General features: G+C 63.7%; 24 protein-coding genes. 19 read left to right on the top strand and 5 right to left on the bottom strand.

What is annotated here, in order from left to right; all coding sequences use genetic code 11:
* The first annotated feature begins 136 nt into the window (after window positions 1–136).
* Both QOL82_RS18395 and QOL82_RS18390 read left to right on the top strand, forming a co-directional pair.
* A complete protein-coding gene (locus tag QOL82_RS18395; RefSeq protein WP_283443752.1) occupies window positions 137–262 on the top strand; it encodes a hypothetical protein in 126 nt (41 codons plus the stop codon).
* Between the two features lie 51 nt (window positions 263–313).
* On the top strand, window positions 314–535 hold the full coding sequence (locus tag QOL82_RS18390) for a hypothetical protein (RefSeq protein WP_283443751.1): 222 nt from the start codon (window positions 314–316) through the stop codon (window positions 533–535).
* 30 nt (window positions 536–565) lie between these two features.
* Here the strand turns inward: QOL82_RS18390 and QOL82_RS18385 are convergent, their stop codons facing one another.
* Window positions 566–958 (bottom strand): DUF2237 family protein, encoded by a 393-nt coding sequence (locus QOL82_RS18385; RefSeq protein ID WP_283443750.1) that lies wholly within the window; start codon window positions 956–958, stop codon window positions 566–568.
* Between the two features lie 209 nt (window positions 959–1,167).
* On the opposite strand from QOL82_RS18385, the gene QOL82_RS18380 reads away from it, so the two are divergent.
* The 7 genes from QOL82_RS18380 (at window position 1,168) to QOL82_RS18350 (ending at window position 6,034) form a co-directional block, all read left to right on the top strand.
* Window positions 1,168–1,617, top strand: a complete 450-nt coding sequence (locus QOL82_RS18380; RefSeq protein WP_283443749.1) for a hypothetical protein — start codon at window positions 1,168–1,170, stop codon at window positions 1,615–1,617.
* Between the two features lie 135 nt (window positions 1,618–1,752).
* Window positions 1,753–2,214, top strand: a complete 462-nt coding sequence (locus tag QOL82_RS18375; protein ID WP_283443748.1) for a universal stress protein — start codon at window positions 1,753–1,755, stop codon at window positions 2,212–2,214.
* 40 nt (window positions 2,215–2,254) lie between these two features.
* On the top strand, window positions 2,255–2,590 hold the full coding sequence (locus tag QOL82_RS18370) for a hypothetical protein (RefSeq protein ID WP_283443747.1): 336 nt from the start codon (window positions 2,255–2,257) through the stop codon (window positions 2,588–2,590).
* A gap of 146 nt (window positions 2,591–2,736) precedes the next feature.
* Window positions 2,737–2,940 carry a hypothetical protein gene (locus tag QOL82_RS18365; RefSeq protein ID WP_283443746.1) on the top strand — a complete coding sequence of 68 codons (204 nt, stop codon included), beginning with the start codon at window positions 2,737–2,739 and terminating at the stop codon, window positions 2,938–2,940.
* A gap of 148 nt (window positions 2,941–3,088) precedes the next feature.
* On the top strand, window positions 3,089–3,379 hold the full coding sequence (locus QOL82_RS18360) for a hypothetical protein (protein ID WP_283443745.1): 291 nt from the start codon (window positions 3,089–3,091) through the stop codon (window positions 3,377–3,379).
* A 248-nt stretch (window positions 3,380–3,627) separates the two neighbouring features.
* A complete protein-coding gene (locus QOL82_RS18355; protein WP_283443744.1) occupies window positions 3,628–4,245 on the top strand; it encodes a DUF2799 domain-containing protein in 618 nt (205 codons plus the stop codon).
* Window positions 4,246–4,360: 115 nt separating this feature from the next.
* Window positions 4,361–6,034: a peptide chain release factor 3 gene (locus QOL82_RS18350; RefSeq protein ID WP_283443743.1), complete on the top strand. Its 1,674-nt coding sequence runs from the start codon at window positions 4,361–4,363 to the stop codon at window positions 6,032–6,034.
* 3 nt (window positions 6,035–6,037) lie between these two features.
* On the opposite strand, the gene QOL82_RS18345 is transcribed toward QOL82_RS18350, so the two are convergent.
* A complete protein-coding gene (locus tag QOL82_RS18345; RefSeq protein ID WP_283443773.1) occupies window positions 6,038–6,502 on the bottom strand; it encodes a rhodanese-like domain-containing protein in 465 nt (154 codons plus the stop codon).
* Between the two features lie 374 nt (window positions 6,503–6,876).
* Between QOL82_RS18345 and glnA the strand changes: the two genes are divergently transcribed.
* From glnA to ntrC, 4 genes are all read left to right on the top strand, one after another.
* On the top strand, window positions 6,877–8,292 hold the full coding sequence (gene glnA / locus QOL82_RS18340) for a type I glutamate--ammonia ligase (RefSeq protein ID WP_283443742.1): 1,416 nt from the start codon (window positions 6,877–6,879) through the stop codon (window positions 8,290–8,292).
* 157 nt (window positions 8,293–8,449) lie between these two features.
* Window positions 8,450–8,974, top strand: coding sequence for a DUF4124 domain-containing protein (locus QOL82_RS18335; RefSeq protein ID WP_283443741.1), 525 nt, complete (start codon window positions 8,450–8,452; stop codon window positions 8,972–8,974).
* Between the two features lie 70 nt (window positions 8,975–9,044).
* A complete protein-coding gene (gene glnL, locus QOL82_RS18330) occupies window positions 9,045–10,118 on the top strand; it encodes a nitrogen regulation protein NR(II) (protein WP_283443740.1) in 1,074 nt (357 codons plus the stop codon).
* A 62-nt stretch (window positions 10,119–10,180) separates the two neighbouring features.
* A complete protein-coding gene (gene ntrC / locus QOL82_RS18325) occupies window positions 10,181–11,713 on the top strand; it encodes a nitrogen regulation protein NR(I) (protein WP_283443739.1) in 1,533 nt (510 codons plus the stop codon).
* Window positions 11,714–12,282: 569 nt separating this feature from the next.
* Here the strand turns inward: ntrC and prpR are convergent.
* The gene (prpR, locus tag QOL82_RS18320) at window positions 12,283–13,926 is read right to left on the bottom strand and encodes a propionate catabolism operon regulatory protein PrpR (protein ID WP_283443738.1); all 1,644 of its coding nucleotides are present in this window, start codon (window positions 13,924–13,926) and stop codon (window positions 12,283–12,285) included.
* A gap of 208 nt (window positions 13,927–14,134) precedes the next feature.
* On the opposite strand from prpR, the gene prpB reads away from it, so the two are divergent.
* The 6 genes from prpB to QOL82_RS18290 all read left to right on the top strand — a co-directional run bounded on the left by prpB (window position 14,135) and on the right by QOL82_RS18290 (window position 22,348).
* Window positions 14,135–15,025: a methylisocitrate lyase gene (gene prpB / locus QOL82_RS18315; protein WP_283443737.1), complete on the top strand. Its 891-nt coding sequence runs from the start codon at window positions 14,135–14,137 to the stop codon at window positions 15,023–15,025.
* An 18-nt stretch (window positions 15,026–15,043) separates the two neighbouring features.
* Window positions 15,044–16,198 carry a bifunctional 2-methylcitrate synthase/citrate synthase gene (gene prpC / locus QOL82_RS18310; protein ID WP_283443736.1) on the top strand — a complete coding sequence of 385 codons (1,155 nt, stop codon included), beginning with the start codon at window positions 15,044–15,046 and terminating at the stop codon, window positions 16,196–16,198.
* 12 nt (window positions 16,199–16,210) lie between these two features.
* Window positions 16,211–18,805, top strand: a complete 2,595-nt coding sequence (acnD, locus tag QOL82_RS18305; RefSeq protein ID WP_283443735.1) for a Fe/S-dependent 2-methylisocitrate dehydratase AcnD — start codon at window positions 16,211–16,213, stop codon at window positions 18,803–18,805.
* 64 nt (window positions 18,806–18,869) lie between these two features.
* Window positions 18,870–20,060, top strand: a complete 1,191-nt coding sequence (prpF, locus tag QOL82_RS18300; protein ID WP_283443734.1) for a 2-methylaconitate cis-trans isomerase PrpF — start codon at window positions 18,870–18,872, stop codon at window positions 20,058–20,060.
* 58 nt (window positions 20,061–20,118) lie between these two features.
* Window positions 20,119–22,020 (top strand): propionate--CoA ligase, encoded by a 1,902-nt coding sequence (locus QOL82_RS18295; RefSeq protein ID WP_283443733.1) that lies wholly within the window; start codon window positions 20,119–20,121, stop codon window positions 22,018–22,020.
* A 58-nt stretch (window positions 22,021–22,078) separates the two neighbouring features.
* Window positions 22,079–22,348: a hypothetical protein gene (locus QOL82_RS18290; RefSeq protein WP_283443732.1), complete on the top strand. Its 270-nt coding sequence runs from the start codon at window positions 22,079–22,081 to the stop codon at window positions 22,346–22,348.
* Window positions 22,349–22,433: 85 nt separating this feature from the next.
* Here QOL82_RS18290 and QOL82_RS18285 read toward each other — a convergent pair whose 3' ends face one another.
* Complete coding sequence (locus QOL82_RS18285; RefSeq protein ID WP_283443731.1) at window positions 22,434–22,691, bottom strand: hypothetical protein; 258 nt, start codon at window positions 22,689–22,691, stop codon at window positions 22,434–22,436.
* 515 nt (window positions 22,692–23,206) lie between these two features.
* Entirely contained in the window at window positions 23,207–23,974 is a 768-nt protein-coding gene (gene xth, locus QOL82_RS18280; protein WP_283443730.1) for an exodeoxyribonuclease III, read from the bottom strand.
* Window positions 23,975–24,037 lie beyond the last annotated feature (63 nt).

Raw genomic sequence — 24,037 nt, 5'->3', positions numbered from 1 at the left:
AACAAGAGGTGTGTAATAAATCAGTACGGAATTAATTTACAATTTAACAACATCATGCACAGATTCTATCGATTTCCGCAATTTTCTGTTGCCGTGTTGATAAGGAGTAATTGAACTGGCGCGCAGGAGAACTACAATGACTGCTCATTTCGACAATACAACGTCGATGGATCCGGGCTGGGCAAATATTGGAGCGGCGATTTTCGGTGCGGTTCCGTACAGACAGGCCATTATCGAAAACTTAAGCTTGCAGCCGCATTGACAGATATACCGTTTCCTCTCCCGCATCCATCCCCTTTAGCAAAAAAAGACCATGCAGACGCAAAAAAATGAAGAACCGTGGGACTTTCCCGCGTCCACTCCTACTCGTCCAGACTGGCACACGGCCCGTTTCGTGAAACAGGGTATCCGGATGCAAAGCATCCACGGAACCGGCTATGCGGCAAACTTCCTGCGCAACCGCCGTGTCGACATCGACGTCGCGCTGCGCGTGCTGCTACAGCCGGCGCGCCGCCGAAACTACGACCAGCAATAAATCCTCACAGACTGCAAGGCCGCGGGCCGGTCAGGCCAGGTCCGGCGCCCACGCGTGCTTTTTCAGCGCGGCCAGGTCGACGATATCCAGCACGCGGATGTTCGTGCTCTCCAGCACGACTTGCGGCGCCTTGCCGGCGCGATAGGCCTGCTCCCAGCGCAGCGCGCACAGGCACCACTGGTCGCCTGCGAACAGCCCCGGAAACCCATATTCCGGGCGCGGCAGCATCAGGTCATTTCCCATCGAACGGCTGAACTCCAGAAACTCCCTCGTCATGATCGCGCAGACGACATGCGTGCCCGTATCGGTATCGTCGGTCCGGCAGCAACCGTCCCGGAAGTAGCCGGTGAGCGGGTCGAATGAGCATGGAACCAGGGGTTCATTAAAGACATTTCTGCCTATCTCGGCTTTTTGGTCGCTCATCGAACACTCCTAGCAAGTTGGGCAAAGAATGCCATGGTCATCGAACCTTCGCAATCGCCCTGAAACTATCTAAATGTTCGTTGCCGTACAGATAGGGAATTAGGGAAATCCTACTATTCATCATCATAAATATAACACTGCACACCGGGATGCCTGCTTTGCCGCGATTCAGGGCGACGGGAATCGGTTCGGGGTCGATAAAGGTTCTAATGAATATTTCCCAAGAAAGAAAAGAATTTGCCGAGCGGCTGCAAAGCGCGTTGCGGCAGGCAAGGCAGCCCGCGGACAGCCCGACCGCGCTGGCCCGCGGTTTTAACAGTCATTTCCCGGGCAGGGCGATCACCGTGCATGCTGCGCGCAAGTGGCTGATGGCGGAATCGATCCCGACACAGGACAAGCTGCGCTCGCTGGCGCAATGGCTGCAGGTGCCGGCGGAATGGCTGCGTTTCGGCGGGCTCGCAACCGGCGGCGGCAAGGAAGGGCAGGCGCCGGTCGACAAGACGCTGGGCGCCATGCTGGCCGCGATGAGCCGCGAGGACCTGAAGCTGGTGGAGGCCCTGCATGCGCTGGAAGCGGACGAGCGCCGCCTGGTGCGGGAGTTGATCCAGCTTTTCTTCCGGACCCAGGAACGTGCGCTGCAGGAGGCCGCGTCGGCCTGAACGGGCCCGAACGTCGCGCCGAATGCGGGAATATTGCGTCGGACTGCCTAAATCCGGTTCGTATTGCTAGACTGGCTATTAGCAGGTTACCATCCCGCGACACGATTACCGCACCATCATGTGAAGGAGGCCCGCATGTACCGCACGATCCTGGTTGCTTATAACGGAAGCCCGGAGAGCCGCTACGCTCTGCATGAATGCATCAAGCTGGCTCCCGGCAGCGAAACGCAGGTGCACCTGGTGGTCGTCGTCACGCCGCCTCCCTATCTGCTGGTCGGCGAATACGCGGCGGCCGCGGTGCTCAGCGTCGAGGAAGGGCTGGTCGCGGAAAAACAGAAAATGGAACAGGAAATCGCGGCCGGGCACGCGCTGCTGGCCGAGGCCGGCCTGAACGTCACCGATCACCTGGAAGTCGGCGAGCCGGCCGACGTCATCCAGTCGCTGTCCAACCAGTTGAATGCCGACCTGATCATCGTCGGGCATTCCCGGCAGAAGCCGTTCGCGCTGCGCTGGTGGCGCGGCTCGATCGATGCGGTGCTGCTGGAAAAAATACGCTGCAGCCTGCTCGTGGCCGCCGGGCCGCGCCAGCCGGCCTAGCCGCGACGGGACCAGGGCAGGACAGGCTCGGGTTACAGCGATGACGCCTCGCCACTTCATAAGCGCGGTCCTTGCCGGCGCACTGGCGCTGCTCCTGGCCGGCGCCGCCAGCGGGGCCGACGATGGCTGCCCGTCGCTGTCCGGCTGTTCGTACCAGGCCGGCCGGGGCCTGCCCGCCCAAGAGCCGGCCGTGCGCCAGCCGCCTGCGCCGGAATCCCGGCCCCCGGTCATCATCAATAGCTGCGACGCGGGCGGTTGCGTCGACCCGAATGGCGCCCGGTACAACGGGCGCGCGGCCGAACCGGAAAGCGGCGTCTACCTCGATCCGCAGGGCCGCCGCTGCGTACGCAGCGGCGATTTCCTCCAGTGCGGCTGAGGAGTCCCGACCATGCAATTCCTTTTTCAACATGACCTGAAACACAAGCTTGACTGTACGCACGTCCGGTAGTTGTCATAAATGTAATATTGTCCCGGCTAATTGCTATTGCTACCGGGTTCAACGGCGAAGTTCAGGAGGAAATCATGATTGAAGCGCGTTCCAATCAGGAGTCGCATCTTCCCGCTGCAGGGCAGGGCGGAGCACGCAACGCGAGCCTGCTCGCATTGCAGCCCAAGGGAAGCTGCTGGTATTGCGACCAGCCGGTCGATAGCGTGCGGCGCTTTTGCAGCAGCCATTGCCGCGACGATTACCTTGAGGAAGAAGCCGAGTTCGGCAGCGACGAATAGTATTTCGCCATCCGGTGCGTTGGGCATTTGCCGATACGGCATCGGGGGGATTGGGCCGAGTTGCCAAAAGGATGCTTGCGATATATCAAAATGGCAAGGGTCGACGTGACCAGAATGCAAGAACCGTCAACCAACGAGCGAGATCGACATGAACGTCCATACTGAATCGTCACCCGTCAAATATGATCCCGACCACCTGCTCGCCTCGATCATCGGCAAGCTCAAACTGAAGAACGATGCCGCCCTGTCGAGGGCGCTGGAAGTGGCGCCGCCGGTGATCAGCAAGATTCGCCATCGGCGCCTGCCGGTTGGCGCGTCGCTGCTGATCCGCATGCATGAAGTCACGGACCTCAGCATTGCCGAGCTGCGCAGCCTGATGGGCGACAGGCGCAACAAGTTTCGCATCAGCGACAAGCAGTTCAAGCCACGCGAGCATTAAGCCGGGATTCGTTCTGGCATGAAAGTCTGCCGCCGGCAAGGACGGCAGACTTTTTCGAGCGCATTTGCTGGCACGCAAAGCGATCCGGTCCGCCTGCGGTAAGGTGGTCACGTGATCTTCCTGTGCAATATGCAGGCAGCGACTTCCCGCGGTGGCGACACCGCGGGTTTTTTTTGGCCGCTCGTCCAGGGCGACACGGATATTTCAGGCCGAAACGTCGACAGACTAAATTTGCCGGAGAATGATCCATGTCCAGCCGCCTGATTTCCATCGGCATCCTTCTGTCCGTCAGCGCCTGCGCGTCGCTGTCGCCCGAGCAGTGCCAGAACGCCGACTGGCGCCAGATCGGGTATGCCGACGGCGCCAATGGCCTGCCGGGCAGCCGCATCCAGGAGCATGCCAGCGCCTGCGCGAAGATCGGCGCGAAGCCGGACATGGAGGCCTATCTGTCTGGCCGCCTCGAAGGGCTGGTCAGCTACTGCCAGCCGCCGAACGGGTTCGACGTCGGCCGCCGCGGCGCGCCGGACAATGCCGGCGACTGCCCGCCGCACGTCCGCAGCGCCTTCCTGCAGAACTATCGCCAGGGCCGCGAGATCAATGCGCTGGAAAGCCAGATCAACAGCCTGCGCAGCTCGATGGATAACGAGCGGCGCGAAATGCGCCGCCGCGAAGACCGGATCGAGGACATCCGCAGGGAACTGCGCCGGCCCAATGTCAGCCCCGAGCGGCGCAACTCCCTGCTCGGCGAAATGGAAAGGCTGATAGACAGGAAGCAGGACACCGGCGGCAGGCAGCTGGGCCTGCAGCGGGAAATGGACATCGCGCAGGACAGGCTCGCCGCGCGGCTGCGCGAGATGGGCCGCTGACAGCCTCCGCGTCGCCGCCGGATGCGGCCGGCAAGCGGCGCTGCCAGGCATTGCCGGTCATTAGACTTCGAGCCCAATAGCCGGTAGACTTTACGGCTTTTCGCAAGCGCCCACCATGTCTTCCATTCCCGATCTGCCGACCGACGACGTCAGCGACTCCGCAGTTCCCGCAGCACGCAGCGCGTCGGGCGAACTGATCGCCCGCGAAGTCGCCCGCCGGCGCACCTTTGGCATCATTTCCCACCCGGACGCCGGCAAGACCACGCTGACCGAAAAGCTGCTGCTGTTCTCGGGCGCGATCCAGCTGGCCGGCACCGTCAAGGCGCGCAAGAGCGGCCGTCATGCAACCTCGGACTGGATGGAAATCGAGAAGCAGCGCGGCATCTCGGTCGCCAGCTCGGTGATGCAGTTCGAATACCGCGACCACGTGGTGAACCTGCTGGACACGCCCGGCCACCAGGACTTTTCCGAAGACACCTACCGGGTGCTGACCGCGGTCGACTCGGCGCTCATGGTGATCGACGCCGCCAAGGGCGTGGAAGCGCAGACCATCAAGCTGCTCAACGTCTGCCGGATGCGCAACACGCCCATCATCACCTTCATGAACAAGATGGACCGCGAGACCCGCGATCCGCTGGAACTGCTGGACGAACTGGAGTCGGTGCTCGACATCCAGTGCGCGCCGATCACCTGGCCGATCGGCATGGGCAAGTCCTTCCGCGGCGTCTATCACCTGCTGCGCGACGAGATCATGCTGTTCGCCGCCGGCAGCGAGAAGGCCGACCAGACGTTCGAGGTGCTCAAGGGCATCGACAATCCGCGCCTGGCCGAGATGTTCCCGCTCGAGATCGAGCAGCTGAAGATGGAAGTCGAACTGGTCCACGGCGCGTCCCATCCGTTCGACCTCGATGCTTTCCTGTCCGGCAAGCAGACACCGGTGTTCTTCGGTTCGGCAATCAACAACTTCGGCGTCCGGGAAATCCTGAACGCGCTGCTCGACTGGGCGCAGCCGCCGCGCGAGCGCGACGCCACCGTGCGCGCGGTCGCGCCGACCGAAACGCCGTTTTCAGGCTTCGTGTTCAAGATCCAGGCGAACATGGACCCGGCGCACCGCGACCGGATCGCCTTCCTGCGCGTCTGCTCGGGCCGCTTCGAGCGCGGCATGAAGATCCGCCACCTGCGCCTGAACCGCGACATCAAGCTCTCCAGCGTCGTGACCTTCATGGCGTCGTCGCGCGAGCAGGTCGAGGAAGCCTATGCCGGCGACATCATCGGCCTGCCCAACCACGGCAACATGCAGATCGGCGACAGCTTCTCCGAGGGCGAGATGCTGCAGTTCACCGGCATCCCGTATTTTGCGCCGGACTTTTTCCGCTCGGTGCGCATCCGCAATCCGCTCAAGGTCAAGCAGCTGCACAAGGGTTTGCAGCAGCTGGGCGAGGAGGGCGCGGTGCAGGTGTTCAAGCCGGTCAACAGCGGCGACCTGATCCTGGGCGCGGTCGGCGTGCTGCAGTTCGAGGTCGTGGCGAGCCGGCTGCTCAACGAGTACGGCGTCGACGCGGTGTTCGAGGGCACCAGCATCAGCAGCGCCCGCTGGATATCCTGCGACGACAAGCGGGTGCTGGCGGACTTCGAGAAATCGGCGGCCGGCCACAACATCGCCTATGACGCCGCCGGCAACATGGCCTATCTCGCGTCGTCAGGCGTGAACCTGAAGCTGACGCAGGAGCGTTGGCCCAAGATCACCTTCCATGCCACCCGCGAACATTCGGTGAAGGTCGGCGACTAGCCGCTACGCGCCGGTCCACGGCAGGCCGGCCTTGCACCAGCCGCCGACGCTCTTGCGGTGGCCTTCGGCATCCTTGTCTCCCTCGAAGCCCTCGAGGATGTCATAGGCATTCCGGTAACCGTTCTCGGTGGCGAGCTTGGCCGCATGCCGGGAGCGCACGCCGGAGCGGCACAGGAAAAGCAGCACTTCGTCCCGGCTGGCCTGCTGCTCGAGCTGTTCGAGGAAGGCCGGATTGGGCGCGCCGCCCGGATACAGCGTCCACTGGATCGCGCCATGCCGGGTCTCCGGCACGCTCACCTTGCCCACCCAGTCCCGTTCCGCATTTGTGCGCACATCTATCAGCCTGGCCGCTGGCTCCGACTGCAGCAGTGCATAGGCTTCGTCGGGGGTCACGGCGCCTGCATAGGGCAGGCCGGCGGCCCGTGCGCGTTCACGGGCAATGTCCAGGATCTCGCCAGGCGTTTTCATCATGATCTCCAGTGGGGGATGGAAAATTATAGCGCCGGCATCGCAAAATCCGGCGTCGCGCCAAAAAAGTGCATATTCGGCGCATATTTAATACGATGCACTTTATTCGTGCGTATACACCGGATATGCACTTTTCCCGTGCGTTCGAGTTTGGCGCAAGCTTGCACCAGATCGTGTCCATCGCGATATTGACGGGCGAAAACGGCAACATTAGCAGGACTTGCCAACATTGGCTTTGATCAAGTCGATGGCATGGAATCTGCTATCATTCCGGCCTGAGTTCGGTCGCACTCCAGGCTTCGTCCCAGCATTACCGGCGCGTGCACACCCGGCGGACCAACCAACATCAATTTTGCTCAATTTAGGAGATTCGCATGGCAATGACGGCCGCAGAGGTCTTGAAAATGGTGAAAGACAACGAAGTCAAATTCGTTGATTTCCGCTTTGCAGATACACGAGGCAAAGAACAGCACGTCACTGTTCCCGTGTCTCATTTCGATATGGACAAGTTCGAATCGGGCCATGCATTCGACGGCTCGTCCATCGCTGGCTGGAAGGGCATCGAAGCATCGGACATGATCCTGATGCCGGACCCGAACACCGCCAACATCGACCCGTTCATGGAAGAGACCACGCTCTTCATGCAGTGCGACGTGATCGAACCGTCAGACGGCAAGGGCTACGACCGCGACCCGCGCTCGATCGCCAAGCGCGCTGAAGCCTACCTGAAGTCCTCCGGCCTGGGCGACACCGCCTACTTCGGCCCGGAGCCGGAATTCTTCATCTTCGACAGCGTGCAGTGGAAAGTCGACATGTCCGGCTGCTCGGTCAAGATCGATTCCGAAGAGGCTTCCTGGTCCACCGGCGAGAAATTCGAAGGCGGCAACACCGGCCACCGTCCGACCGTCAAGGGCGGCTATTTCCCGGTCCCCCCGGTCGACAGCTTCCAGGACATGCGTTCGGAAATGTGCCTGATCCTCGAATCGCTGGGCATCCCGGTCGAAGTGCATCACCATGAAGTCGCCGGCGCCGGCCAGAATGAAATCGGCACCAAGTTCTCGACCCTGGTCGAGCGCGCCGACTGGACCCAGAACATGAAGTACGTGATCTGGAACGTTGCGCACACCTATGGCAAGACCGCGACCTTCATGCCGAAGCCTGTCGTCGGCGACAACGGTTCGGGCATGCACGTGCACCAGTCCGTGTGGAAAGACGGCAAGAACCTGTTCGCAGGCGACGGCTATGCCGGCCTGTCGGAATTCGCGCTGTTCTACATCGGCGGCATCATCAAGCATGCCAAGGCGCTCAATGCGATCACCAACCCGGGCACCAACTCGTACAAGCGGCTGGTTCCTGGCTACGAGGCGCCGGTCAAGCTGGCTTACTCGGCCCGCAACCGCTCGGCATCGATCCGTATTCCGCACGTGTCGAACCCGAAAGGCCGCCGCATCGAGACCCGCTTCCCGGATCCTTCGGCCAACCCGTACCTGTGCTTCGCCGCGCTGCTGATGGCTGGCCTGGACGGCGTGCAGAACAAGATCCACCCGGGCGAGGCAGCGTCGAAAGACCTGTACCACCTGCCGCCGGAAGAGGACAAGCTGATCCCGACCGTGTGCTCCTCGCTCGACCAGGCGCTGGAAGCCCTCGACAAGGACCGCGAGTTCCTGACCCGCGGCGGCGTGTTCAGCGACTCGATGATCGACGCATACATCGAGCTGAAAATGACGGAAGTCCAGCGCTTCCGCATGACCACGCACCCGATCGAGTTCGATATGTATTACTCGCTGTAATAGTCAACGCGACAACGAAAGCGGGAAAGGCCTTGCGCCTTTCCCGCTTTTTTACATTTTTGCTGTTGTGCGTACGCAGAAATCCATTAACAATGGTTGGCAGCCCCAACTTATTGCCATACACTAACATTCTTCTTTTATTTCCTGGAAGAAAGTTATGAAAACTCTCTCCTTAGCCCTCATTGTTTCCCCGGTCGTGCTGTGCGCCGCAGTGCTGGCGCCCGCGCATGCGCAGTCCGACGTCTATGTCTGCATGAATGGCGACGGCACCCGCGAATACAAGAACACCGGCGAGACCAAGGGCTGCAAGCGGGTGGACATGCAGGGAATCTCGATGATCCCCTCGCCATACAAGAAGCCCGTCGTGCAGACCGCCTCGTTCAGCCGCCCCGCCGGACCCGCGGCCAGCCCCGCCAGCCCCGGCGACTTCCCCAAGATAGACAGCGGCACGCAGAAGGCGCGCGACACCGACCGCATGCAGATCCTGACCGAGGAAATGAAGGTCGAGGAACGCAAGCTCGCCGCGCTGAAACAGGACTACAACAATGGCGAACCCGAGCGCCGCGGCGACGAACGCAATTTCGCCAAGTACCAGGACCGCGTCGCCTCGATGAAGGACGACGTCAGCCGCACCGAAAAAAATATCGAAGCATTGAAGCGCGAGATCGGCAATCTGAAATAGCATACGATCTGTGTTCGCTAACCGGGCCGCCAATTGCGGCCCTTTCTTTTTTCTCTTTCCCAGATCCGCCGTGAATAACCAAGCTCATTCGCTAGCAGGGCTCGACCTGCTGGCCTCCGCCGTATTGGTGCTGGACGCCGACGGCTGCATCAGCTACGCCAATCCGGCCGCTGAAAACCTGCTCGAAAGTTCGTTGAAAGTCATGCAGCACCAGCGGCTGACCGAGATGTTCCTCAACGGCGACAAGCTTCAGGACATTTTTTCCCAGGCCGTCGCGCACCAGTTCGACGACAAGCGCCAGGACCTGGTGCTGGAACGGGCCGGGCGCGACCCGCTGCAGGTCCATGTGATCGTCACCGCGCTGGACGATCCGCAGGCGCCGGTGCTGATCGAATTGCGCGAGAACGTCCAGCAATTGAAGCTGGACCGGGAGGAGCGGCTGATCGACCAGAGCCAGGCCAACAAGGAACTCATACGCAACCTCGCGCACGAGATCAAGAACCCGCTGGGCGGCATCCGCGGCGCGGCCCAGCTACTGGAACTGGAGCTTCCCGAGCGGCACCTGAACCCGCTGCGGGAATACACCCAGGTCATCATCAAGGAAGCCGACCGGCTCCAGACGCTGGTGGACCGGCTGCTGGCGCCGCATCGCCGCCCGCATATCGTCGGCGACGTCAATATCCACGAGGTGTTCGAACGGGTGCGCAGCCTGATCATGGCCGAGTTTCCGAACGGCCTGACGATACGGCGCGACTACGACCTCTCGGTGCCCGAGTTCCGCGGCGACAAGGAGCAACTGATCCAGGCGGTGCTGAACATCGCACACAATGCAGCGCAGGCGCTTGCAAAACGGATCGAGGCCGGCGATGCGATGCTGACATTCCAGACCCGGGTGGCGCGCCAGGTCACGCTGGTCAAGGTGCGTTACAGGCTGGCATTAGACTTGCATATCATGGATAACGGGCCGGGGATTCCGCCTGAGATTCAAAACCGTATTTTCTATCCGCTCGTTTCCGGCCGCGACGGTGGAAGCGGGCTGGGGCTGACGCTGGCGCAAACGTTCATACAGCAGCACATGGGCGTGATCGAATGCGAAAGCCGGCCAGGCTGCACGGATTTCCGGATCTTGATTCCTCTGCCCTGATGCAAGCTGCCGGCGCCGCGCGCCGGCAGGTTCAAGAACAACGTGACAGGATGCAGAACCATATGAAACCAATCTGGATAGTTGACGACGACGAGTCGATACGCTGGGTACTTGAAAAGGCGCTGGCACGGGAGAACCTTGCGACCCGGAGCTTTTCAAATGCCCGGGACGCGATGGATGCGTTGCAAACCACGACGCCGCAGGTGCTGGTGTCGGACATCCGGATGCCGGGCGAATCGGGCCTGGCGCTGCTGCAGGCGGCCAAGGCGCGTTATCCCGGCCTGCCGGTCATCATCATGACTGCCTTCTCCGACCTCGACTCGGCCGTCGCGGCTTTCCAGGGCGGCGCGTTCGAATACCTGGCCAAGCCGTTCGACCTCGAGAAAGCGGTGGAGCTGATCCGCCGGGCGCTGGAGGAGAGCCTGCGCGAGGTCAATGAGGAACAGATCATTTCCGAGACGCCCGAGATCCTCGGGCAGGCGCCGGCGATGCAGGACGTGTTCCGCGCGATCGGCCGCCTGTCGCAATCCAACGTGACCGTGCTGATCACCGGTGAATCCGGTTCGGGCAAGGAGCTGGTCGCCCGCGCGCTGCACAAGCATAGCCCGCGCGCATCGCAGCCCTTCATCGCGCTCAACACCGCCGCGATCCCCAAGGACCTGCTCGAGTCCGAACTCTTCGGCCACGAGCGCGGCGCCTTCACCGGCGCCCAGGCAACCCGGCGCGGCCGCTTCGAGCAGGCCGAGGGCGGCACCTTCTTCCTCGACGAGATCGGCGACATGCCGTTCGACCTGCAGACCCGCCTGCTGCGTGTGCTGTCGGACGGGCACTTCTACCGGGTCGGCGGCCACCAGCCGCTGAAGGCCAATGTGCGTGTCATTGCCGCTACCCACCAGAACCTGGAGCAGCGGGTCAGGGAAGGGCTCTTCCGCGAAGACCTGTACCACCGTCTCAACGTGATCCGGCTGCGCCTGCCCAGCCTGCGCGAGCGGCGCGAGGACATTCCCATCCTGACCCGCCACTTCCTGGCGCAGAGCGCGAAGCAGCTGGGCGTCGAGGCGAAGCGCATGTCCGAGCACGCGATGCAGTTCCTCGCGCAGCTGGAGTTGCCCGGCAACGTGCGGCAGCTGGAAAACCTGTGCAACTGGATTACCGTGATGGCGCCCGGCCAGACGGTGGAAGTAAAAGACCTGCCGCCGGAACTGCTGGAGGGCCAGCAGGCCCGATCGCTGTCGCCGCAAGCGGCCGCGCCCGTGCCGCAGTTCGCGTCACCGCCATCCACCGCCGGCGAAGCCGCCAACGGCGCGATGGCGGCCGCCGCAAGCGTGATGCCGCCGGCGTTCGCCGAAGCGCCGCCGCCGGAGCGGCCGAACTGGATCGCGTTGCTGGAAAGCGAGGCGGCCCAGATGCTGGCCGCCGGGCGGCCCGAAGTGATGGATGCGCTGGGCCGGCAGTTCGAGTCGGCGCTGATCAAGACCGCGCTCCGGCATACGCACGGTCGCAAGAACGACGCGGCGGTGCGGCTGGGAATAGGGCGCAACACCATCACGCGCAAGATCCATGAATTGGGGATCGATGGGGCGAAAGACGAGTAGGGACGGTAAGCTCGGCCATGTAAGTGGCTGGCCGGGTTTTCCCGAAGCAGTTCCCGGGATGGCATTCCAGGGGGCTTGCCCATTTCCACTGTCAGGCAGTGGAGAAAAGTAATCACACCACCTTCGATGGCGCTCGACTTGAAGCGCGCGGCCAATCGCGACACGGCTCGCAGCTCGCGCGCGGGACCCCACGTCTTTTCGGCTCTGTCCTGAATGTCACCGCCCGGGATCAGTGACGAACCAAATCATCACTGCTTATCCGGTTAAGTGAGGCCAAAAATGTTGTGTCCTAGATGTGAGCAAGGAGACGTAGTCGAGGCTCAAACTAAAAAAACGGCTCAAGTCATTTTTGTGTGCCAAGAATGCGAGGCAACATGGTTTGAAAAGGAAAAAATTGCTGTCGAAAAATTCGTGGATTTCGGCACTTATACGGAAGAGCATAAAATGCGACCACTTTGGAAAGAGTCGCGCTTATAGATCACCGGAATTTTTGCTTTAGTAGTTAGCGGCTGTTCCTTCCGCGGGCACTCCGGTATGCGCAAGCATCAAACGCCTTTCCCACACATAACTCACCCCAGCCTTCCACTTCCACTTCCGCTGCCGCCTTCGCTGCGCAGCCGACGCCACAAGGTCGTCCGGCTAATCCCCAAATGCCGCGCCGCCGCCGCCCGATCACCGCCAAAACGGGATAGCACCGCTGTGATGTCGTCCTCTCGCGCAGGCGGGGCCAGGTCGATGTGTGCCTGGGGCACCGCCGCCACCCCCAACTCCGGCGCCACCGACGCCACGAACCCCGGCGTCAACGCCTGCAGCGGCGCAGCCGACAAAAACAACGCCAGCCGCTGCATCAGGTTACGCAGTTCCCGCACATTGCCCGGCCATGTATGCGCCGCCAACAGCCCCGCGCATCGCTCGACCTCCGCATGCAGGTTCGCATGCGGCCGCACACCCAGCGCGGCCAGCGCATTTTTCAACAGCCATTCGGCCAGCGGCGCCAGGTCTTCCGGCCGCTCGCGCAGCGGCGGAAGCCGCAGGCGCAGCACCGACAGCCGGTAGAACAGGTCGGCTCGGAAGCGGCCTTCCCGCACTCGCGCGTCCAGGTCGCAATGCGTCGCGCTGACGATGCGCACGTCGACCGGTATCGGCCGGGTCGAGCCGACGCGCATGACCTCGCGTTCTTCCAGCACGCGCAGCAGCCGCGTCTGCAGCGCCAGCGGCATTTCGCCGATCTCGTCGAGGAACAGCGTGCCGCGGTGCGCGGCCTCGAACAGGCCTGGGCGGCCGCCGCGGCGCGAGCCGGTGAATGCGCCTTCTTCGTAGCCGAACAGCTCGGACTCCAGCAGCGACTCCGCGATCGCACCGCAGTTGACCGCGACGAAGGGCTTGCCGCCCGGTTGGCCCAGCATGCTTTCGCGGTGGATCGCCTGCGCCGCCAGTTCCTTGCCGGTGCCGGTCTCGCCCTCGATCAGCACCGTCGCCGGCGAGCGGGCGTACAGCATCACGGTCTCGCGCACGGCCTGCATGGCTGGCGAGTCGCCGCGCAAGTCTTTCAGGCCATGGCGGGCGCGGGTTGCGTCGCCGGACGGCGAGGGCCGGCTGCGGCCATTTTCCAGGCGGGTGAAGCGGGCAATCTCGAGCGCATCCTCGAATGCCTGCCGGATCGACGCCGCCGAATACAGGAACACGCCGTCCAGCCCGGCTTCCTCGGCCAGGTCGGTGATCAGGCCGGCGCCAACGATGGCCCGGACACCGGCCGCCTTCAGTTCGCCGATCTGGGCGCGCGCATCCTCGGCAGTCGCATAGGTGCGCTGGGCGATGCGCAGCCCGAAGGTGCTCTGGAAATCGACCAGCTGCGGCAGGGTTTCCTGGTAGGTGATAATGCCCAGCTGCGGCGAGATGCGGCGCGCCTTGGCCAGCGCCTGCATTACGTCGAAACCGCTGGCACGGGCAACGACCACCGGCACCGACAGCCGGCTTTTCAGGTAGGCCGCATTCGAGCCGGCGGCGATCACGGCGTCGCAGCGCTCGGTTTCGAGCCGGCTGCGAATATGGTCGACCGCTTCCTCGAAGCCGAGATTGATCGGCACGATGACCGCACGGTCATCGAATTCCGGCGTGATGTCCCGGAACATCTTGAACAGCCGGGAAATCGACACGGTCCAGAACACCGGCTTGTCTGCCTGATAGTCTGTTTCAGAGTAGGGGCGGCTCATGTTTCAGTGTTTCGATATGAAACATGGATTGAAACACCGAAAGCCTCGTCAGGCAAGTTCAAGGATAAATTTCTGCGGAAAAACATTTGTAAATCATTGATATATATAGAAATATCCGTTGACCATCGATTTCACGCAAATCTGGCATGGCCATTGCAATAAGTGCATCCATACCGATCAACCTGAAACAGAAGAACAGGCCCACAACATGACCCTACGCTCCGCAGGCGCTGCATTCAGGCAGGCCGTCAAGGAAGAATCTCCACTGCAGGTCATCGGCGCGATCAACGCCAACCATGCATTGCTGGCCAAGCGCGCCGGTTTCCGCGCGATCTACCTGTCCGGCGGCGGCGTCGCCGCTGGTTCGCTCGGCTTGCCCGACCTTGGCATCTCCAACCTCGACGACGTGCTGACCGACGTGCGACGCATCACCGACGTCTGCGACCTGCCGCTGCTGGTCGACGTCGACACCGGCTTCGGCTCGTCGGCATTCAATGTCGCCCGCACGGTCAAGTCCATGATCAAGTTCGGCGCCGCCGCCATCCATATCGAAGACCAGGTCGGCGCCAAGCGCTGCGGCCACCGGCCCGGCAAGGAAATCGTCAGCAAGCAGGAAATGGTCGACCGCATCAAGGCCGCCGTCGACGCCCGCACCGATCCCGACTTCGTGATCATGGCGCGCACCGATGCGCTGGCAGTCGAAGGGCTGGACGCCGCCATCGAGCGCGCGGTGGCCTGCGTCGAGGCCGGCGCCGACATGATCTTCCCGGAAGCCATTACCGAGCTGGCGATGTACAAGCAGTTCGCGCAGGCCGTCGGCGTGCCCATCCTGGCCAACATCACCGAGTTCGGCGCGACGCCGCTGTTCACGGTGGAAGAGCTGAAGACGGCCGATGTCGGCATCGCACTGTATCCGCTGTCTGCGTTCCGCGCGATGAACAAGGCGGCCGAGAATGTCTACAACACGGTGCGCCGCGAGGGCACGCAAAAGAATGTGGTCGACACCATGCAGACCCGGATGGAGCTGTATGACCGCATCAACTACCACGACTTCGAGCAAAAGCTGGACGCATTGTTTGCGCAGCAGAAGAACCGCTAATCAATTCAGGAGAAAAATATGAGCGAACAACAGGCATCCACCTTCAAGCCCAAGAAATCCGTCGCGCTGTCCGGCGTCACCGCCGGCAATACCGCGCTGTGCACGGTGGGCAAGACCGGCAACGACCTGCATTACCGCGGCTATGACATCCTCGACGTCGCCAACACCTCCGAGTTCGAGGAAATCGCCTACCTGCTGGTGCATGGCAAGCTGCCCAACACCGGCGAGCTGAAGGGCTACAAGGCCAAGCTGCGCTCGCTGCGCGGCATCCCGAGCAACCTGAAGACCGTGCTCGAGGCGCTGCCGGCGTCGGCCCACCCGATGGACGTGATGCGCACCGCGGTCTCGGTGCTGGGCTGCACGCTTCCGGAAAAGGACGACCACAATGCGCCGGGCGCGCGCGACATCGCCGACCGGCTGATGGCGTCGCTGGGTTCGGCGCTGCTGTACTGGTATCACTACAGCCACAATGGCAAGCGCATCGAGGTCGAGACCGACGACGACTCGATCGGCGGCCACTTCCTGCACCTGCTGCACGGCCACGCGCCGCGCGAGTCCTGGGTGCGGGCGATGCACGTGTCGCTGAACCTGTATGCGGAGCATGAGTTCAATGCGTCGACCTTCGCCGCCCGCGTGGTCGCCGGCACCGGCTCGGACATGTATTCGGCAGTCGCCGGCGCCATCGGCGCGCTGCGCGGCCCCAAGCACGGCGGCGCAAACGAAGTGGCGTTCGAAGTGCAGAAGCGCTACGACAACCCGGACGAGGCGGAGGCCGACATCAGGAAGCGCGTCGAGAACAAGGAAGTCGTGATCGGCTTCGGCCACCCGGTCTACACCATCTCCGACCCGCGCAACGTGGTCATCAAGGAAGTCGCGCGCAAGCTGTCCGAGGAGACCGGCTCGACCAAGATGTTCGACATCGCCGAGCGCCTCGAGACCGTGATGTGGGAGATCAAGAAGATGTTCCCCAACCTCGACTGGTTCTCGGCCGTGTCCTATCACATGATGGGCGTGCCGACCGCGATGTTCACGCCGCTGTTCGTCATAGCCCGCACGTCGGGCTGGGCCGCGCACATCATCGAGCAGCGCATCGACAACAAGATCATCCGCCCGAGCGCCAACTACGTCGGTCCCGACGACCTGACGTTCGTGCCCATCCAGGACCGCAAGTAAGGCTAAGAGACCATGAACTCCGCATACCGCAAGAAGCTCCCCGGCACCGCGCTCGAGTATTTCGATGCGCGCGCCGCGGTGGACGACATCGAACCCGGCGCCTACGACAGGCTGCCGTACACCTCGCGCGTGCTGGCTGAAAACCTGGTGCGCCGCTGCGATCCGGCCATGCTGACCGATGCGCTGAAGCAGCTGATCGAGCGCCGGCAGGACCTGGACTTCCCGTGGTTCCCGGCCCGCGTGGTCTGCCATGACATCCTCGGCCAGACCGCGCTGGTGGACCTCGCCGGCCTGCGCGACGCCATTGCGCTGCAGGGCGGCGACCCGGCCAAGGTCAACCCGGTGGTGCCGACCCAGCTGGTCGTCGACCATTCGCTGGCCGTGGAATGCGGCGGCTTCGACCCCGACGCGTTCGACAAGAACCGGGCAATCGAGGACCGTCGCAACGAGGACCGCTTCGACTTCATCAACTGGACCAAGAAGGCGTTTCGCAATGTCGACGTGATCCCGCCGGGCAACGGCATCCTGCACCAGATCAACCTCGAGCGGATGAGCCCGGTGGTGCAGGTCAAGGATGGCGTCGCCTTCCCCGACACGCTGGTCGGCACCGATTCGCACACCCCGATGGTCGACGCGCTGGGCGTGCTGGCCATCGGCGTTGGCGGGCTGGAAGCGGAAAGCGTGATGCTGGGACGCGCCTCCTGGATGCGCCTGCCCGACATCATCGGCGTGGAGCTGCACGGCAAGCCGCAGCCCGGCATCACCGCGACCGACACCGTGCTGGCGCTCACCGAGTTCCTGCGCAATGAAAAGGTGGTGTCGTCCTATCTCGAATTCTTCGGCAGCGGCGCGGCTCACCTGACGCTGGGCGACCGCGCGACCATCTCCAACATGGCGCCCGAGTTCGGCTCGACCGCGGCGATGTTCTACATCGACCAGCAGACCATCACCTACCTGAAACTCACCGGACGCGACGACGAGCTCGTGAAGCTGGTCGAGACCTATGCAAAGGAAAGCGGCCTGTGGGCCGACAGCCTGGAAAACGCCAGCTACGAGCGCGTGTTGAGCTTCGACCTGTCGTCGGTGGTGCGCAATATCGCCGGCCCCAGCAACCCGCACAAGCGGGTGCCGACCTCGGAACTGGCTGCGCGCGGCATCAGCGGCAAGGTGGAGAACGAGCCGGGCCTGATGCCCGACGGCGCCGTCATCATTGCCGCGATCACCAGCTGCACCAACACCAACAACCCGCGCAACATGATTGCCGCCGGCCTGATCGCGCGCAACGCCAATAGGCTCGGCCTGGGCCGCAAGCCCTGGGTCAAGAGCTCGTTGGCGCCTGGCTCGAAGACGGTTGCGCTGTACCTGGAAGAAGCCGGCCTGATGCCCGAGCTGGAAAAGCTCGGCTTCGGCGTCGTCGCCTTCGCCTGCACCACCTGTAACGGCATGAGCGGCGCGCTGGACCCGGCGATCCAGAAGGAAGTCGTCGAGCGCGACCTGTATGCGACGGCGGTGTTGTCGGGCAACCGCAACTTCGACGGCCGCATCCACCCGTATGCGAAGCAGGCTTTCCTGGCATCGCCGCCGCTGGTCGTGGCCTATGCGATTGCCGGCACCATCCGTTTCGACATAGAGAAGGATGTGCTTGGCCTTGACCAGGATGGCAAGCCGGTGACGCTGAAGGACATCTGGCCGTCGGACGAGGAAATCGACGCCATCGTCGCGTCCAGCGTGAAACCCGAGCAGTACCGCAAGGTGTACGGACCGATGTTCGCGCTTACCGTGGACAATGGCGAGAGGGTCAGCCCGCTGTACGACTGGCGGCCGATGACGACCTACATCCGACGCCCGCCGTACTGGGAAGGCGCGCTGGCAGGCGCGCGTCCGCTGAAGGACATGCGGCCGCTGGCTGTGCTGGGCGATAACATCACGACCGACCACCTGTCGCCGTCGAACGCGATCATGGCCGACAGCGCCGCCGGCGAATACCTGGCGAAGATGGGCCTGCCCGAGGAAGACTTCAACTCCTATGCAACCCATCGCGGCGACCACCTGACCGCGCAGCGCGCCACCTTCGCCAATCCGACGCTGAAGAACGAAATGGTGACGGAGAACGGCAAGGTCAAGGCCGGCTCGCTGGCCCGTGTCGAGCCGGAAGGCAAGGTCATGCGGATGTGGGAAGCCATCGAGACCTACATGGAGCGCAAGCAGCCATTGATCGTGATCGCCGGCGCCGACTATGGCCAGGGCTCGTCGCGTGACTGGGCGGCCAAGGGCGTGCGGCTGGCCGGCGTGGAAGCCATCGTCGCCGAAGGCTTCGAGCGCATCCACCGGACCAACCTGGTCGGCATGGGCGTGCTGCCGCTGGAGTTCAAGCGCGGTGTGAACCGGCTGACGCTGGCCATCGACGGCACCGAGACCTTCGACGTGGTCGGCGAGCGCATGCCGCGCTCGGACCTGACGCTGGTCATCAAGCGCCGTAACGGCGAGCAGGTCGAGGTGCCGGTGACCTGCCGGCTCGACACCGCCGAGGAAGTGTCGATCTACGAGGCCGGCGGCGTGCTGCAGCGCTTCGCGCAGGACTTCCTCGAATCGGAAAAGGCCGCCTGACGCAGGCATCAATGTCCCGGCGGCGCAGCGATGCGCCGCTGGGCGCTACAAGGAATTCTTCTCCATGGCACATACAGCCCAGATAAAGATCGCCGCGACCTATATGCGCGGCGGCACCAGCAAGGGCGTGTTCTTCCGCCTCCAGGATTTACCCGAGGCGGCACAGGTCCCCGGCGCGGCGCGCGACGCGCTGCTGCTGCGCGTGATCGGCAGCCCTGACCCGTACGGCAAGCAGATCGACGGCATGGGCGGAGCGACGTCGAGCACCAGCAAGACCGTGATCCTGTCGAAAAGCAGCCGGCCGGAGCATGACGTCGACTACCTGTTCGGCCAGGTTTCCATCGACAGCGCCTTCGTCGACTGGAGCGGCAACTGCGGCAACCTGTCCGCCGCGGTCGGCCCGTTCGCCATCAGCAACGGCCTGATCGACGCCGACCGCGTGCCGCGCGACGGCATGGCGACCGTGCGCATCTGGCAGGCCAATATCGGCAAGACCATCATTGCGCATGTGCCGATGACCAATGGCGCGGTGCAGGAAACCGGCGACTTCGAACTCGACGGCGTGACCTTTCCGGCGGCCGAAGTGCAGCTTGAATTCATGGACCCGGCCGCCGAGGAAGAAGGCGCGGGCGGCGCGATGTTCCCGACCGGGAACCTGGTCGACGACCTCGAGGTGCCGGGCATCGGCACGCTGAAGGCGACGATGATCAATGCCGGCATACCGACCATCTTCGTCAATGCCGACGCGATCGGCTATACCGGCACCGAGCTGCAGGACGCCATCAATGGCGACCCGGAGGCGCTGGCCCGCTTCGAGAAGATCCGTGCCTACGGCGCGGTGCGCATGGGCCTGATCAAGGACGTAAGCGAGGCGGCGAAACGGCAGCACACGCCCAAGGTCGCCTTCGTCGCACGGCCTGCGGCCTATGTGTCGTCGAGCGGCAAGGCAGTGGCTGCCAGCGACGTAGACCTGCTTGTGCGGGCGATGTCGATGGGCAAGCTGCATCACGCGATGATGGGCACGGCGGCGGTCGCCATCGGCACCGCGGCGGCGATACCGGGCACAGTGGTCAACGCCGCTGCCGGCGGCAGCGAACGCGAGGCAGTGCGCTTCGGCCATCCGTCAGGCACCTTGCGCGTCGGCGCGCAGGCAGCGCAGGTCGATGGCGCATGGGAAGTCAAAAAAGCCATCATGAGCCGCAGCGCGCGGGTGCTGATGGAAGGCTGGGTGCGCGTGCCGGGCGACGCATTCTGAGGCAGGGCAGAGGATAGGGCAGTCCGCAACGATCACCAGACCACACGGGGGCAAGGCCATGAATTACGCAGATTTCTACCGACGTTCGATTGAGCAGCCGCAGGAATTCTGGGGCGGGGAAGCAAGCCGCGTTCATTGGGAAACGCCCTACACCCGCGTGCTGGACGACAGCCAGGCCCCGCTCAACCGCTGGTTCGTCGGTGGCCGCACTAATCTCTGCTACAACGCGGTCGACCGCTGGGCGCAGGCGCAGCCCGGGCAGGCCGCGCTGATCGCGGTGAGCACCGAGGTGAGCGCCGACGGCGAGCCGGTCGAGCGGATCTATTCCTACCGCGAACTGCAGGCCGAAGTCGAGCGCATGTCCGCCATCATGCTGGCGCTCGGCGTGGGCCGCGGCGACCGGGTGCTGATCTATATGCCGATGATTGCCGAAGCAGTGTTCGCGATGCTGGCCTGCGCCCGCATCGGCGCGGTGCACTCGGTGGTGTTCGGCGGCTTTGCGTCCAACAGCCTGGCGACCCGCATCGACGATGCGCAGCCCAGGCTGGTGATCTCGGCCGATGCCGGCTCGCGTTCCGGCAAGCGCGTGCCGTACAAGCCCTTGCTCGACGAAGCAATCCGGCTTGCCAGCCACAAGCCCGCCACCGTGCTGCTGGTGGACCGTGGCATGGTGCCGATGGACCTGGTCCCCGGCCGCGACGTCGACTACGCCGCCCTGCGCGAACAGCACATCGATGCGCAGGTGCCGGTGACATGGCTCGAGTCCAACGAGATGTCCTACATCCTCTACACGTCCGGCACCACCGGCAAGCCCAAGGGCGTGCAGCGCGACGTCGGCGGCTACGCGGTCGCGCTGGCTTCGTCGATGCAGCACATCTTCGGCGGCGCAGCCGGCGAGACCTTCTTTGCGACATCCGACATCGGCTGGGTGGTCGGCCATTCCTACATCGTCTATGGCCCGCTGCTGGCCGGCATGGCCACCGTGATGTACGAGGGCTTGCCGACCCGGCCCGACGGCGGCATCTGGTGGCGGCTGGTCGAGAAGTACAGGGTCAGCCGGATGTTCTCGGCGCCGACCGCGATCCGCGTGCTGCGCAAGCAACCGCAGGAACTGATGGACAAGCATGACCTGTCGTCGTTGAAGGCGCTCTACCTGGCCGGCGAGCCGCTGGACGAGACCACCTCGGCCTGGATACAGGGCGCGCTGGGCGTGCCCGTCATCGACAATTACTGGCAGACCGAGACCGGCTGGCCGATCCTGTCGATCGCCCGCGCAGTGGATGACCGGCCGACCCGGCTGGGCAGCCCCGGCGTGCCGATGCCGGGCTACAAGGTCAAGGTGATCAGCGAAGTCAGCGGCGACGAATGCGCGGCGGGCGAAAAGGGCGTGCTGGTGCTGGAAGCGCCGCTGCCGCCGGGCTGCATGCAGACCGTCTACGGCGACGATGAACGGTTCAAGCGCACCTACTGGTCCAATTTCAACCGCCCGGTCTATTCGTCGTTCGACTGGGGCATACGCGATGCCGATGGCTACTACTTCATCCTGGGCCGGACCGACGACGTGATCAACGTCGCCGGCCACCGGCTCGGCACGCGCGAGATCGAGGAAAGCATCTGCAGCCATCCCAACGTGTCGGAAGTTGCGGTGGTCGGGGTCGAGGACAAGCTCAAGGGCCAGGTCGCGATCGCTTTCGTGATCCCGCGCCATAACGACGGACTGTCCGGCGAGGACGCGCGCCAGGCGCTGGCCGCGGAACTGATGGCCACCGTCGACCGCCAGCTGGGCGCCGTGGCCCGCCCGGCGCAGGTGCACATCGTCTCCATGCTGCCCAAGACCCGCTCGGGCAAGCTGCTGCGACGCGCGATCCAGGCCGTTTGCGAAGGCCGCGACGCCGGCGACCTGACCACGATGGAAGACCCGGCGTCGCTGCAGCAGATCCGGGACGTGATGCGGCGCTAAGAGCGCGCCCGCAATCTGCCTTATCATCGCTGCATCTTAGGAAAGCGGGGAACGGGCAATGCGATCAACCAGAGCAAGCGCGGCAGTGGAGCGGCTCAAGCGCCGCAGCGGCAGTTCCGATTTTTCAATGGTGCGCAGCGCCAGCGGCCTGTTCACCCTGGCCATCGTCACCGAGAACGGCGACATGGAACAGCTGAGCCCGCCGTTGGACCAGGACGAGTTCGTTGCTTTCGTCAATGCCTTTGGTCCGCAGGAGATCAAGCGGGTCAGCAAGCTTGACGTGGCGTTCGAGAAGCAATTGAAGGGTAGGGTGGGTGGCAAGCCGTAGCGGATGCGGATGCCGTTGCCCGCGCAGCGACAGTTGCCGTTGCCGTTGCTCGTGAAGTGGCCGTTGCCGTTGCAGCGAATCCCCGTTAGATGGCGACGCGTCGCCAGTGCCTGAAACGGATAAAGAAGCGTCCGCTGTCTGAGCGTAGCGAGTTTCGGACGCTTCCCGTTTCAGGTGCTGGCGGCGCGTGCAGTCCGCGCAGCGGACCGCCATCGTAGGGGTCGCCTTTTTTGCCCCACTTTTTTGGCGAAGCAAAAAAGCGGGTCGGCTGCCGGGCCGAACACCCGGCTACTCCCCACGGCAGTGAATCCTCAATGGTTTCACCCGTCAGCAGACGCAGCATCGGCGCCTTGCGCTGTGGCGCGTTCTCGTAACGTGCAGCCGTCGCAAACTGCAGAAGCGGCTTCGCGACGGTGCGGCGGCGGGCGGGTGAAGCGATACGTGTGTCCTGCCGGACGACCTAGCCGGGAGTCCGTCCCGGCGGCCGGGTCACTTCTTTTGCTTCGCCAAAAGAAGTAACTAAGAAAAGGCGACCCCGATGATGGCGCCCCGCTGCGCGGGGTGCACACGCCGCTGGCACCGAAATCGGGAAGCGTCCGAAACTCGCTTCGCTCAGACAGCGGACGCTTCTTTATCCGATTTCGGCACTGGCGACGTGTCGCCATCGACGGGGATTCACTGCAACGGCAACGGCAACGGCCACTGCAACGGCCACGGCAACGGCAACGGCAACGGCAACGGCAACGGCAACGGCAACGGCAACGGCAACGGCAACGGCAACGGCAACGGCAACGGCAACGGCAACGGCAACCGCAACCGTCGCTGCGCGGAGCCAACCGCAACCGCATCGACCTCCGCTCAGGACGCGAGCGTCGCAATCACCGGTGTATGGTCCGACGGCTGCTCCAGCTTGCGCGGCGCCTTATCTATGATGCAGGCCGTGCAGCGCGCCGCCAGCGGCGGCGACAAAAGGATGTGGTCGATGCGCAGGCCCATGTTGCGGCGGAACGCCATCTGCCGGTAGTCCCACCAGCTGAACACCTTGTCCGGCTGCTCGAACAGGCGGAACGCGTCCGTCAGGTTCAGCGCGCACAGCGCCTGGAACGCCGCGCGCTCCGGTTCCGATACCAGCACCGAACCGACCCAGGCCGCCGGGTCATGCACGTCGCGGTCGGCCGGCGCGACGTTGTAGTCGCCCAGCAGCGCCAGCGACGGATGCGCCTGCAGCTCGGCCGCCAGCCAGTCGCGCAGCGACGCCAGCCAGTTCAGCTTGTATGCATACTTGTCCGAGCCCACGGTCTGGCCGTTGGGGACGTAGGCGCAGACGATGCGCATGCCCTCGATGGTGGCGGCGATGATGCGCTGCTGCTCGTCCGGGAACAGCGGGTTGTTCTTCACCTCGTTGGCCAGCGGGTGGCGCGACAGGATGGCGACGCCGTTATAGGTCTTCTGGCCGCTGTACGCCACCTGGTAGCCGGCCGCCTCGATCTCCGCGACCGGAAACTTGTCGTCGGTGAGCTTGGTCTCCTGCAGGCACAGCACGTCGACCTGCGTGTCGGCCAGCCACTGCAGCACGTGCGGCAGCCTGACCTTCAGCGAATTCACATTCCAGCTTGCTAGTTTCATGGTGTCCCCGATGAAATGAAAAGCGCCGGCCCCGCTCGCGGCAGGACCGGCGCAATGCCTGTC

Origin of the sequence: Noviherbaspirillum suwonense (assembly GCF_900182955.1) — a bacterium.
Taxonomy (GTDB): domain Bacteria; phylum Pseudomonadota; class Gammaproteobacteria; order Burkholderiales; family Burkholderiaceae_D; genus Noviherbaspirillum_A; species Noviherbaspirillum_A suwonense.
The sequence above is the reverse complement of the archived record's forward strand: the minus strand, read 5'-3'. Positions and strand labels throughout refer to the sequence as shown.

What these genes read in the sequence shown, in the direction of transcription:
- acnD (WP_283443735.1), top strand. Translation starts at nt 16,211, where the DNA reads ATGAACTCCGCATACCGCAAGAAGCTCCCCGGCACCGCGCTCGAGTAT.
- prpF (WP_283443734.1), top strand. Translation starts at nt 18,870, where the DNA reads ATGGCACATACAGCCCAGATAAAGATCGCCGCGACCTATATGCGCGGC.
- QOL82_RS18385 (WP_283443750.1), bottom strand. Translation starts at nt 958, where the DNA reads ATGAGCGACCAAAAAGCCGAGATAGGCAGAAATGTCTTTAATGAACCC.
- QOL82_RS18350 (WP_283443743.1), top strand. Translation starts at nt 4,361, where the DNA reads ATGTCTTCCATTCCCGATCTGCCGACCGACGACGTCAGCGACTCCGCA.
- prpB (WP_283443737.1), top strand. Translation starts at nt 14,135, where the DNA reads ATGACCCTACGCTCCGCAGGCGCTGCATTCAGGCAGGCCGTCAAGGAA.
- QOL82_RS18355 (WP_283443744.1), top strand. Translation starts at nt 3,628, where the DNA reads ATGTCCAGCCGCCTGATTTCCATCGGCATCCTTCTGTCCGTCAGCGCC.
- QOL82_RS18375 (WP_283443748.1), top strand. Translation starts at nt 1,753, where the DNA reads ATGTACCGCACGATCCTGGTTGCTTATAACGGAAGCCCGGAGAGCCGC.
- QOL82_RS18290 (WP_283443732.1), top strand. Translation starts at nt 22,079, where the DNA reads ATGCGATCAACCAGAGCAAGCGCGGCAGTGGAGCGGCTCAAGCGCCGC.
- QOL82_RS18295 (WP_283443733.1), top strand. Translation starts at nt 20,119, where the DNA reads ATGAATTACGCAGATTTCTACCGACGTTCGATTGAGCAGCCGCAGGAA.
- QOL82_RS18345 (WP_283443773.1), bottom strand. Translation starts at nt 6,502, where the DNA reads ATGAAAACGCCTGGCGAGATCCTGGACATTGCCCGTGAACGCGCACGG.
- QOL82_RS18365 (WP_283443746.1), top strand. Translation starts at nt 2,737, where the DNA reads ATGATTGAAGCGCGTTCCAATCAGGAGTCGCATCTTCCCGCTGCAGGG.
- QOL82_RS18360 (WP_283443745.1), top strand. Translation starts at nt 3,089, where the DNA reads ATGAACGTCCATACTGAATCGTCACCCGTCAAATATGATCCCGACCAC.
- prpC (WP_283443736.1), top strand. Translation starts at nt 15,044, where the DNA reads ATGAGCGAACAACAGGCATCCACCTTCAAGCCCAAGAAATCCGTCGCG.
- xth (WP_283443730.1), bottom strand. Translation starts at nt 23,974, where the DNA reads ATGAAACTAGCAAGCTGGAATGTGAATTCGCTGAAGGTCAGGCTGCCG.
- QOL82_RS18335 (WP_283443741.1), top strand. Translation starts at nt 8,450, where the DNA reads ATGAAAACTCTCTCCTTAGCCCTCATTGTTTCCCCGGTCGTGCTGTGC.
- QOL82_RS18380 (WP_283443749.1), top strand. Translation starts at nt 1,168, where the DNA reads ATGAATATTTCCCAAGAAAGAAAAGAATTTGCCGAGCGGCTGCAAAGC.
- prpR (WP_283443738.1), bottom strand. Translation starts at nt 13,926, where the DNA reads ATGAGCCGCCCCTACTCTGAAACAGACTATCAGGCAGACAAGCCGGTG.
- glnA (WP_283443742.1), top strand. Translation starts at nt 6,877, where the DNA reads ATGGCAATGACGGCCGCAGAGGTCTTGAAAATGGTGAAAGACAACGAA.
- QOL82_RS18370 (WP_283443747.1), top strand. Translation starts at nt 2,255, where the DNA reads ATGACGCCTCGCCACTTCATAAGCGCGGTCCTTGCCGGCGCACTGGCG.
- QOL82_RS18390 (WP_283443751.1), top strand. Translation starts at nt 314, where the DNA reads ATGCAGACGCAAAAAAATGAAGAACCGTGGGACTTTCCCGCGTCCACT.
- ntrC (WP_283443739.1), top strand. Translation starts at nt 10,181, where the DNA reads ATGAAACCAATCTGGATAGTTGACGACGACGAGTCGATACGCTGGGTA.
- QOL82_RS18285 (WP_283443731.1), bottom strand. Translation starts at nt 22,691, where the DNA reads ATGCTGCGTCTGCTGACGGGTGAAACCATTGAGGATTCACTGCCGTGG.
- QOL82_RS18395 (WP_283443752.1), top strand. Translation starts at nt 137, where the DNA reads ATGACTGCTCATTTCGACAATACAACGTCGATGGATCCGGGCTGGGCA.